The organism is Aureimonas sp. D3 (assembly GCF_001463805.1).
Lineage (GTDB): Bacteria > Pseudomonadota > Alphaproteobacteria > Rhizobiales > Rhizobiaceae > Aureimonas > Aureimonas ureilytica_A.
On sequence record NZ_BBWM01000002.1, the window covers coordinates 221,649 to 230,685 of the forward strand.

The window sequence follows — 9,037 nt, forward strand, 5'->3', positions numbered from 1 at the left end:
ATCACGCGGACGGCCGCGTCACGAGATAGGACGCCACGCAGACGAGAATGAGACCGACGGTCCAGAGCGCGAGAGCCGGCGAACCGCTGACGAACAAGAGCCCGTAGCTCAGCGCCATCGAGCCGACCGCAAGACATTTGGCCTTCACGGGCACGGCGCGCCGCTCGCGCCAATTGCGCAAGGTCGGCCCGAAGCGCGGATCGCGCTCCACGCGCGCGGCCCACTCGGGAGAACCTCGACCGAAGGCCCAAACGGAGAGAAGGGCAAAGGGCGTGGCGGGCAGGCCCGGCAGCACCACGCCCGCGATCGCCAACCCCAGACAGACAAATCCCAGTGTCCGATAGGCCATCTGCGCAGCCCGGCCGATGACATGGGTGGACGTGTGGGTGGCAGCATTTGCGCAAACCGCCTCGTCGGCCGGCATGGCGAGCGCTGGCGCGGGATTGTGATGGGGGATCGTTTTCTCCGCCAGCATACGCCTTCCGTTCCTTTCCGCGCGCCGTTCGTCCCGCTTGGCTCCAATCCATCGAACCATGCAGAGGAACAAGCTTGGAAGGCGTTTCGACCGAGGGGGTTCCCGTTTCGTGTCGAAGCCTATGAATCCTGTTCGGATTTTGAAGACGATTTCGCGAAAAAGAAGGAGACGGGGTCGATTTCGCTCGTTAACCTCCCTTGCGTCACCTGCCCTCACCGGGCCAGCCAAGAGGATGTCAACGTGGAGTTCACGCTGCTCGCTTCCGTCGCAACCGCCTGTCTCGGCGCATCGGCGCTCGTCTGGATCGCCCGCTCCCGCATGGAGACCGCCCGCGTAGCGGTGCGAGCGCGCAAAGCCCGCCGCTGACGCGGCGAGCCACCCAGGGCGGGAAGGGCACGGCGCGATCGGTTCGGTCGCCCGGCGTGGTAGGCATCCCATATGGGACGATGCGGACGTGCCGAAGCGGCCATCGGCTCACCGGCTATGGGCTGCAGTGTGTTTCCTCGATATAGTCCGAGTGGAATGGGCTGAGCACGCAGAGCCGTCGAGACAGGCGCGACTATGCGACCGGCCTAGTCTCTTGTCTCTCGCGGAAACGCGTGCGAGCCGAAACCTCAGCCGTCGAGCACAGCGCCAGACCCTGCCGCGCCGGAGCCCGCCCCGTGCGTCCGACTCCGCGACATATGGCGAGCGAGACTTGATCGGCTGCCGCCCATCGCAATGATGACGGACACGAGCACACGTCAAACCGCAGACGGTTTGACTTTCGTCTATCGCTGGTTTGGAAGATATCAAACTGGTACGCCCAAGGGGAATCGAACCCCTGTTTGCGCCGTGAGAGGGCGCCGTCCTAACCGCTAGACGATGGGCGCGAACCAGTGAGGGGCTGTATAGCGGCAGCGGGCTTGGGCCGCAAGTCCTATTTCAAATGGTCTCACAAACCTGCCGCCCTACGGCAAACGGCAGGCGACATGCCCCAGCCCGATAGGCATTCGGCAGCTTGCCGTCCCCCAAAAGGCATAAGAAACGAGCGAAACCGCCGCCGGTCGTCGGCAGGCAGCAACGACCACAGCCAGAAATGCGAGCGCCACAGCGTGGCGCGTCCGAACATCAAGGAAGGAGAGGATTTCTATTGGTACGCCCAAGGGGAATCGAACCCCTGTTTGCGCCGTGAGAGGGCGCCGTCCTAACCGCTAGACGATGGGCGCGAACCAATGAAAGCCGTATAGCGGCGGCGACCGGGAGCCGCAAGCCCTTTTTAGGGCGCGGGAGAATTCGTGGTGCCCAAGTCGGCGCGGATGGGATAGCGAGACACGACCTCCCCCGTCGCGCGGCTGACGAGAAGGATCTCCTGTGTTCCGCCGGATTCGACCCGCAGGAGGATCGCGTCCGCGCCGAGGCTCGTTTCGAGAATACGGGCATCGGCCGGCAGGTGGATCGGCGCGCCGCGCTCGGCCAGGGCCGTGACGGTCGGACCCGAGCTGCGATAGACAACGGCGCTCAGAACCGCGATAAGACCCACGAACAGCACGGCGATCGACAGCGCCAAAAGCCGCACCATCTTGCGCCGGATCTTTTCGAAGGCCGGGTCCAGGGGGGGCTGCGCACCCGTCTCGTCGTTCATGACTGTCTTGTCCGGTTTATCGTGGGAGGTTGCCATTCCGGCTGTTGGTACAAGCGGATCGGAAGCGGACGCAAGCTGCTTCCTCGTCTCGGAGGAAGATGCCGGCAAGCGTCTCGACCAGTTTCTGGCCCAGGCGCTGGATGGCGAATTGTCGCGTTCGCGCATCCAGTCGCTGATCGAAGCAGGTCAGGTTTGCGTCGGCGAAGCCCCCGTCCTTTCTCCCAAACGGCGAATGCAGCCGGGCGAATCCGTGTCGCTCGAAATGCCCGAACCCGAGGCGCCCGAGCCCGAGCCCGAGAACATCCCGATCACGATCCTTTATGAGGATGCCGATCTCGTCGTGATCGACAAGCCGGCCGGGCTGGTCGTGCATCCCGGCCCCGGCAACTGGACGGGAACCCTCGTCAATGCCCTCCTCTATCATTGCGGCGACACGCTCTCAGGGATCGGCGGCGTGCGCCGGCCCGGCATCGTGCACCGGCTGGACAAGGACACGAGCGGCGTCATGGTGGTCGCCAAGAACGATCTGGCCCATCGCTCGCTGGCCGATCAGTTCGCGGCCCACGGCTCGGACGGGCGCATGGAGCGGGCCTATCAGGCCGTCGTCTGGGGCATTCCCATTCGCCCGATCGGCACGGTGGACGCCCCGCTCGGCCGCTCCAACACCGACCGCACCAAGCGGACCGTGGTGAAGGAAGGCCGCGCCGACGCGCGCCATGCGGTGACGCATTTCGAGGTTCTGGAGCGCTACGGCGAGGGTGCGACCAGCGCCTCGCTCGTCGCCTGCATTCTGGAAACGGGACGCACGCATCAGATCCGCGTCCACATGTCCCATATCGGCCATCCGCTGGTCGGCGACGAAACCTACGGCGCGCGCCTGAAGACCAAGGCGAAGAAGTTCGGCTCGGCGGCCGAGGTGATCGGCGCGTTCCCGCGTCAGGCGCTCCACGCCTTCCGTCTGGTCTTCGAACATCCGACCACGGGTGAGCCGATGGAATTCGAGACGGATCTGCCCGATGATCTGGAGGAACTTGTCGAAGCCCTCCGACATTTCACTCCCGACGCCGCGTAAAGGATAGCGGATCGCCGGTCTCTCGAAACGACCCGCTCCGAGCGTCAATGGTGGGTGAACGATTTGTAACCTCGTTCGCCCTCATGAGGCCGTGCAATACGGCTATCGGATCACCATATCGGAGTGGAAAGGTCTGCGCCTGCGGGGCAGACCATCAGGCGACCGGCTCGGCCACGAGCGATCGCCGACAGAGAAGGAGGGTTCCCTGATGGCGAGAGCCAATCTTCCGAGCATTGCGTCGGGCGAAGGCGGTCTGGCGCGTTATCTCGATGAGATCCGCCGGTTTCCCATGTTGGAGCCGCAGGAAGAATACATGCTGGCCAAGCGCTATGCCGAGCACGACGATCGCGGCGCGGCGCACCGGCTGGTCACGAGTCATCTGCGTCTCGTGGCGAAGATCGCCATGGGCTATCGCGGCTATGGCCTGCCGATCGGCGAGGTCGTGTCGGAAGGCAATGTCGGCTTGATGCAGGCGGTGAAGCGCTTTGATCCCGATCGCGGCTTCCGTCTGGCGACCTACGCGATGTGGTGGATCAAGGCTTCTATCCAGGAATATATCCTGCGGTCGTGGAGCCTGGTGAAAATGGGCACGACGGCCAATCAGAAGCGCCTGTTCTTTAATCTGCGGAAGATGAAGAGCCGCATTCAAGCGCTGGACGAGGGCGACCTTCGCCCTGACCAGGTGCAGCAGATCGCGACCCAGCTCGGCGTCAGCGAGGAAGAGGTCGTCTCGATGAACCGCCGCCTGTCCGGCGACGCCTCGCTCAACGCGCCCATCCGCGCGACCGAGGGCGAAAGCGGCGAGTGGCAGGATTGGCTGGTGGATCAGTCCGAAAGCCAGGAAGACATCCTGGTCGAGCAGGACGAGCTGGATCAGCGGCGGGGCATGTTGCGCTCGGCGATGAATGTGCTCAACGACCGCGAGCGCCGCATCTTCGAGGCGCGTCGCCTCGCGGAAGACCCGATCACGCTGGAAGCTCTGTCCGGCGAGTTCGACATCAGCCGCGAGCGCGTGCGCCAGATCGAGGTGCGTGCCTTCGAGAAGGTCCAGAAGGCCGTGAAGGACACGGCCGAGGCCGCGCGCCGCCAGCTGCGGGTCGTCTCCGAAGCGACGGCCTGATCGTACGCATGATCTCGAATGAACGAAGCCTCCGGTTCCGCCGGAGGCTTTTTCTTTGCCCAAAAGGCCGCGCGTAAAAAGGTGAAGGAGTGCTTGCGATCGGGGGACCGATCCACGACATTCCGGCGCGACGATGCGGAGTTTCCCATGCCAGATTCCGGACGCGCAGCCGCGCGCTCCAGCGCCACTGACGCCCTCTTCGCGGAGGCCGGCGCCTCGAAAAACGACCCGACCCATATTCTCCAAACCGTGTTCGGCCATCCGGGCTTTCGCGGCCAGCAAGGCGCGGTCGTGGAACAGGTCGTCTCGGGCGGCGATGCGCTGGTTCTGTTTCCGACCGGCGCGGGCAAATCGATCTGCTATCAGGTGCCGGCCCTCTGCCGGCCCGGTGTCGCCATCGTCATCTCTCCCTTGATCGCCTTGATGCGCGATCAGGTTCAGGCGCTGCGCCAGCTCGGCATTCGCGCGGCTTCGCTCAACTCCGCACAGGACGAGGACGAGCGCAACGCCATCTGGCGCGATCTGACGAGCGGCCAGCTCGATCTTCTCTATGTCACGCCCGAGCGCATGACGGCCGAGGGCTTCCGCCGCACCCTGTCGCGCCTCGACATCTCGCTCTTCGCGATCGACGAAGCCCATTGCGTCAGCCAATGGGGCCATGATTTCCGGCCGGAATATCGCGAGTTGGCGAGCCTTGCCGACGAGTTCCCCCATGTGCCCCGTGTCGCGCTGACGGCGACCGCCGATGCCGCGACGCGGGCCGACATTGCCGAGCGGCTGCGCCTGGAACACGCGCCGGTCTTCGCCACATCCTTCGACCGGCCCAATATCCGCTATGCGATTGTCGAGCGCGACAATGCGCGTAAGCAGCTTCTCCAGTTCCTTCAGGGGCATAAGGGCAATAGCGGTATCGTCTATTGCCTGTCGCGCCGCAAGGTGGAGGAAACGGCCGAGTGGCTGAACGCGCAAGGCATCTATGCCCTGCCCTACCATGCCGGTATGGAACCGGACGTGAAGGCGCGCCATCAGGACGCCTTTCTGCGCGAGGAAAACCTTTGCCTCGTCGCGACCGTCGCCTTCGGCATGGGCATCGACAAGCCGGACGTGCGCTTCGTCGCCCATCTCGACCTGCCGTCCTCGGTCGAGGCCTATTATCAGGAAACGGGGCGCGCCGGCCGCGACGGCCAGCCCTCCGAAGCTTGGATGACCTATGGCCTTCAGGATGTCGTCCAGCGGCGGCGGATGATCGACGAAAGCGGCTCGGAGGAAACGATCAAGCGGGTGGAGCGCGGCAAGCTCGACGCGCTGCTCGGCATCTGCGAGACGCCCGAATGCCGGCGTGCGGCGATCCTGCGCCATTTCGGCGAGGCGCATGACGGGCGCTGCGGCAATTGCGACACCTGCCTCTCGCCCGTCGAAACCTGGGATGGAACGGACGCAGCGGTCAAACTCATGGCCGCCGTGTATCGCACGGGCGAGCGCTTCGGCCTCGCCTATGTCATCGACGTGCTCACCGGCAAGGCGAGTGACAAGGTGCGCCAGAACGGGCACGACACGATCCCCGTGTTCGGACAAGGCCGCGATCTCGACGCGCGGGCCTGGAACTCCGTTGCCCGGCAGCTGACGGCGGCGAGCCTGCTTCTGGTGGATCATCAGTCCTATGGCGCGCTGTATCTCGGCGAAGGGGCGCGCGCGGTCTTCAAGGGCGAGCGGCGCATCGTCCTTCGCAAGGACCGCACGCGCAAGGCCACCGAGTTCCGCCGCTCCGCCCCGGTCGCGGACGGACTGAGCCAGGAAAGCGCCTTCATCTTCGAAACCTTGCGCAAGCTGCGCTCGCGCCTGTCGCGGGAGCAGAGCCTGCCCGCCTATATGGTCTTCTCCGACGCGACGCTGCGCGCCATGGCGGAGCTTCGGCCGGGCACGTTGCGTTTGATGGGAAAAGTTCCGGGCGTCGGCGCGGCGAAGCTGGAACGTTATGGCGAGCTCTTTCTCCAAGCGATCCGCGACGCCGAAGAGGCCATGCCCTGACATCGGCGTCTCGCGCCCACTGAAAAAAAGGCCCCTCCAGAGGAGGGGCCTTTTGAGCCGACGCGTCACGGGTCAATCGACCTTGGTGGCGGGCTGGGTGTTCGTCTTGCTGGGCGTGTGTGCCTCGGCCGTCTTGGTGGCCTTGGCCTTGTAGGGCTGGCCGTAAATGTCCACGACATTGATCATGGCCTGATCGGTCGTGTCCTTCAGGACGGCGTTCGCCTCGTAATAGTGGCCCTGATCGATCAGGTCGGCGGCCTTGTTCACATCGCTGATCGTATGATCCAGCGGCAGCACAGCGGTCGCGAACTGCACGTCCACATCGGCCAGCGCGAGCTTCTCGAGTGCGCCTTGGCGATCGTCCGTCTTGAGGTGCTGGCTGGCGTTCGTCACGGCGGCGATCTTTTCAGGCGTCGCCTGGAAGGCCTCGCCCAGCGACATCTGCGAGTCGACCGGCAGCCATGCGATGACCTTGCCTGCATCCGCCGGCTTCGCCTCGGCCTTGGCGTCCGTGGAGACGGGCTGCGCCTTCATCGGCGATTCCAGTTCCGAGGCGGCCTTCATGAAGACCGAGTCGTCCTTCGCCGCTTTCTGCAATTCGTCCTTCGCCTTATGGATAAAGGTCTTGGCCTGATCCGTTTGAGCATTGAAGATCGCGAACCGCGCGGCCTGAATATCGCTCAGCGCCTGAGCGCCATCCGTGGACAGCCGCCCGACATCCTTGTCGACCGCCCGTTCCAGACGAACCTCCTGCTTGGTTTGCGTTGGCGCCGGTGCTTGGGGCACAGCGTCGGCCGCGTAGGCGACACCTCCCAGAACAGTACTGGCGACCAGAAGAGCAGCAAATCCCTTGTATACCCTCATTTTACTTCTCCATCATTTGATCTGAACATCATCGACAAGGATGTTTCCTTGTTGTGATGACAGTATAACGCCATCCCGGTGGGGCTGTTGCATTACAAACTCGTCATGACGAAGGCTTAATGTTGCAAGCGGAGTCGCCTGTCCTGTTGCGCTGGGCGCTCCGTGGCGCAAAAGGATACGGCGCCGAGATGGCCGAGCGCAGCATTGCCCGCGCCTCAACGCAGAAAGGCCGGAGATGCGATCTCCGGCCTTTTTTGCGTTGCGTGTTCGGTCAGTTCTTCTTGGCGGCCCAGGCGTCCAGCGCCTGCTTGAACACCCGTGCGCCGGGTATCCCCTTCTCGATCGACATGAGCGCCCGCTGGCCGCTGTTGTAAGCCAAGGGAATGTCGATCCATTCCTCCTTGCCGAGCAGGGCCAGGTTGCTGCGCACGGCTTCTGGCAGATCGTTCAGCGCGATGATGAAGAACCCGTCCGAAATCTTGCCGGAAATGCCGATCAGCGGCTCGCCGCGCGCCTGCTCGGTCGGCTTCAGCGCCAATCGCTGGACATTTTCGATACCGCCGCCCGGCGCGCCGTTCGGCGTATCGAACATGACTTCGATCACATGGCTGGCCGGCAGCGTCTGATCCGCGTTGCGGCGGATCGTCATGGTCATCTTCATGCCCGTCGAGGGAATGTCGGCGACCGCCTGGATCGCAGGCTCGGCGGGTTTGCCCTCGGCCGGCGGCTCCTGCACGAGGCTCCAGACGACGTTTCCGTCCTGCTGGGTGCCTTCGCGATTGGCCGAGCGCTCTTCATAGAACACCGCCCGCTGGCCGACGGGGATCGCCCCTTGAGCCGGAGTCTGGGTCGGTGTCGTGGGAGCGGGCTCGGCCGCTGTGGGCGGCGGCTGCGTTGCGGCCGGATTGATCTCGGCCGCCACCACGTTGGTGCCCTCCTCCAGCGGATTGACGCCGCCGGCACCGGGACCTTCGTCCACTTCGCTGCCATCGGGCAGAAGCCGCTGCGTGAACTGGCGCGCCGTGGACGTGTTGGTCGCCGGCGGGATGGCGGCCGGCGCGGTGTCGTTGACCGCCCCTTGCGGCGCGGCAGCCGTTGCCGGCGTCTCGTTGGCGGGAACGCTGGCCGGAGGTTCGGCGGAATCCGTCGTGTTGGACGAATTGGACGCGACCTGGCCCGAGCCGCTGCCCGTGACGAGCGAGCGGATGTCGTCGAGATAATAGGTGCCGAGCCCGCCCAGGAGGACGATCGCGCAGATCGCAACGCCGAGGCTCAGCCGCGAGCGGTCCTTGCCTTGCGCGCGGCGCGCGGGATAGCGCGGCGCGGCGAGATCGGGCTCGGGAATGCCGGCATAGGTCGGTGCTCCGCCGCCCGAGCGCTCCGCCGTCGGCAGCGGCAGCGAGGCCGGCCGCAGCTGCCGAGACGCGCGCGGATCGACCGGCGCGGTCGGGGCCGGCTCAGTGGGGCCGACTTCGCCGACGCGCGGCAGCTCGGTGTCGGCGCGCTCCAACCCACCGGGCAGCACCGTCCGCTCCGGGCCGAAGGACGGCTCGCGAACCGGCGGGAGCGAGCCGGGGAAGGCCGGGCGCATGGTCGGCGTCTCGCCCGGGCGCGCAGAACCCACCGTCTCGTTCAGCGGTGCGCGCGGGGTGGGCGGCAGCGGTGGCGGGCGGGTCGTGGGCGTCGCGCGCGGCGTGAAGACAGGCGGCAAAGGACGCTCCGCCGCCGGCTGCGGCGGCAGATCGCGGCGCGGCTCTTCGATCCGCACGGGTGCGGACCATTCCTCGGCCGGCTCCTGCGGCTCGGGAATGATGGGTGGCGGCGATGGCTGGTAGCTCGGCACAGGCGGCAGCG

General features: G+C 65.5%; 8 protein-coding genes and 2 tRNA genes. 4 read left to right on the forward strand and 6 right to left on the reverse strand.

The window, feature by feature from the left end:
* Nucleotide 1 precedes the first annotated feature (1 nt).
* Complete coding sequence (locus AUL36_RS01225) at nucleotides 2–475, reverse strand: YbaN family protein (protein WP_244496996.1); 474 nt, start codon at nucleotides 473–475, stop codon at nucleotides 2–4.
* Here AUL36_RS01225 and AUL36_RS23610 point away from each other — a divergent pair.
* Nucleotides 449–841, forward strand: a complete 393-nt coding sequence (locus AUL36_RS23610; protein WP_156418218.1) for a hypothetical protein — start codon at nucleotides 449–451, stop codon at nucleotides 839–841. The genes AUL36_RS01225 and AUL36_RS23610 overlap by 27 nt on opposite strands.
* A gap of 431 nt (nucleotides 842–1,272) precedes the next feature.
* Here AUL36_RS23610 and AUL36_RS01230 read toward each other — a convergent pair.
* The 3 genes from AUL36_RS01230 to AUL36_RS01240 form a co-directional block, all read right to left on the reverse strand.
* Nucleotides 1,273–1,347, reverse strand: a tRNA-Glu gene (locus tag AUL36_RS01230).
* A 261-nt stretch (nucleotides 1,348–1,608) separates the two neighbouring features.
* A tRNA-Glu gene (locus AUL36_RS01235) sits at nucleotides 1,609–1,683 on the reverse strand.
* A gap of 50 nt (nucleotides 1,684–1,733) precedes the next feature.
* Nucleotides 1,734–2,099 carry a hypothetical protein gene (locus AUL36_RS01240; RefSeq protein ID WP_062217127.1) on the reverse strand — a complete coding sequence of 122 codons (366 nt, stop codon included), beginning with the start codon at nucleotides 2,097–2,099 and terminating at the stop codon, nucleotides 1,734–1,736.
* Between AUL36_RS01240 and AUL36_RS01245 the strand changes: the two genes are divergently transcribed.
* The 3 genes from AUL36_RS01245 to recQ all read left to right on the forward strand — a co-directional run bounded on the left by AUL36_RS01245 (nucleotide 2,098) and on the right by recQ (nucleotide 6,319).
* The gene (locus AUL36_RS01245) at nucleotides 2,098–3,171 is read left to right on the forward strand and encodes an RluA family pseudouridine synthase (protein ID WP_082655404.1); all 1,074 of its coding nucleotides are present in this window, start codon (nucleotides 2,098–2,100) and stop codon (nucleotides 3,169–3,171) included. The two genes, AUL36_RS01240 and AUL36_RS01245, sit on opposite strands and share 2 nt — an antisense overlap.
* A 208-nt stretch (nucleotides 3,172–3,379) precedes the next feature.
* Complete coding sequence (gene rpoH / locus AUL36_RS01250; protein ID WP_058600794.1) at nucleotides 3,380–4,291, forward strand: RNA polymerase sigma factor RpoH; 912 nt, start codon at nucleotides 3,380–3,382, stop codon at nucleotides 4,289–4,291.
* Nucleotides 4,292–4,438: 147 nt separating this feature from the next.
* Complete coding sequence (gene recQ, locus AUL36_RS01255) at nucleotides 4,439–6,319, forward strand: DNA helicase RecQ (RefSeq protein ID WP_062217206.1); 1,881 nt, start codon at nucleotides 4,439–4,441, stop codon at nucleotides 6,317–6,319.
* A gap of 72 nt (nucleotides 6,320–6,391) precedes the next feature.
* Here the strand turns inward: recQ and AUL36_RS01260 are convergent, their stop codons facing one another.
* Together AUL36_RS01260 and AUL36_RS24120 are read right to left on the reverse strand one after the other, a co-directional pair.
* Complete coding sequence (locus tag AUL36_RS01260; protein WP_062217130.1) at nucleotides 6,392–7,183, reverse strand: YfdX family protein; 792 nt, start codon at nucleotides 7,181–7,183, stop codon at nucleotides 6,392–6,394.
* A gap of 271 nt (nucleotides 7,184–7,454) precedes the next feature.
* The coding region (locus AUL36_RS24120) for a hypothetical protein (RefSeq protein WP_192843758.1) at nucleotides 7,455–9,037 on the reverse strand (1,583 nt) is incomplete at its 5' end.

Bases quoted from the DNA above. Each gene is read 5' to 3' on its own strand.
- AUL36_RS23610 (WP_156418218.1), top strand. From the start codon at position 449: ATGGGGGATCGTTTTCTCCGCCAGCATACGCCTTCCGTTCCTTTCCGC.
- AUL36_RS01225 (WP_244496996.1), bottom strand. From the start codon at position 475: ATGCTGGCGGAGAAAACGATCCCCCATCACAATCCCGCGCCAGCGCTC.
- AUL36_RS01245 (WP_082655404.1), top strand. From the start codon at position 2,098: ATGACTGTCTTGTCCGGTTTATCGTGGGAGGTTGCCATTCCGGCTGTT.
- AUL36_RS01240 (WP_062217127.1), bottom strand. From the start codon at position 2,099: ATGAACGACGAGACGGGTGCGCAGCCCCCCCTGGACCCGGCCTTCGAA.
- rpoH (WP_058600794.1), top strand. From the start codon at position 3,380: ATGGCGAGAGCCAATCTTCCGAGCATTGCGTCGGGCGAAGGCGGTCTG.
- recQ (WP_062217206.1), top strand. From the start codon at position 4,439: ATGCCAGATTCCGGACGCGCAGCCGCGCGCTCCAGCGCCACTGACGCC.
- AUL36_RS01260 (WP_062217130.1), bottom strand. From the start codon at position 7,183: ATGAGGGTATACAAGGGATTTGCTGCTCTTCTGGTCGCCAGTACTGTT.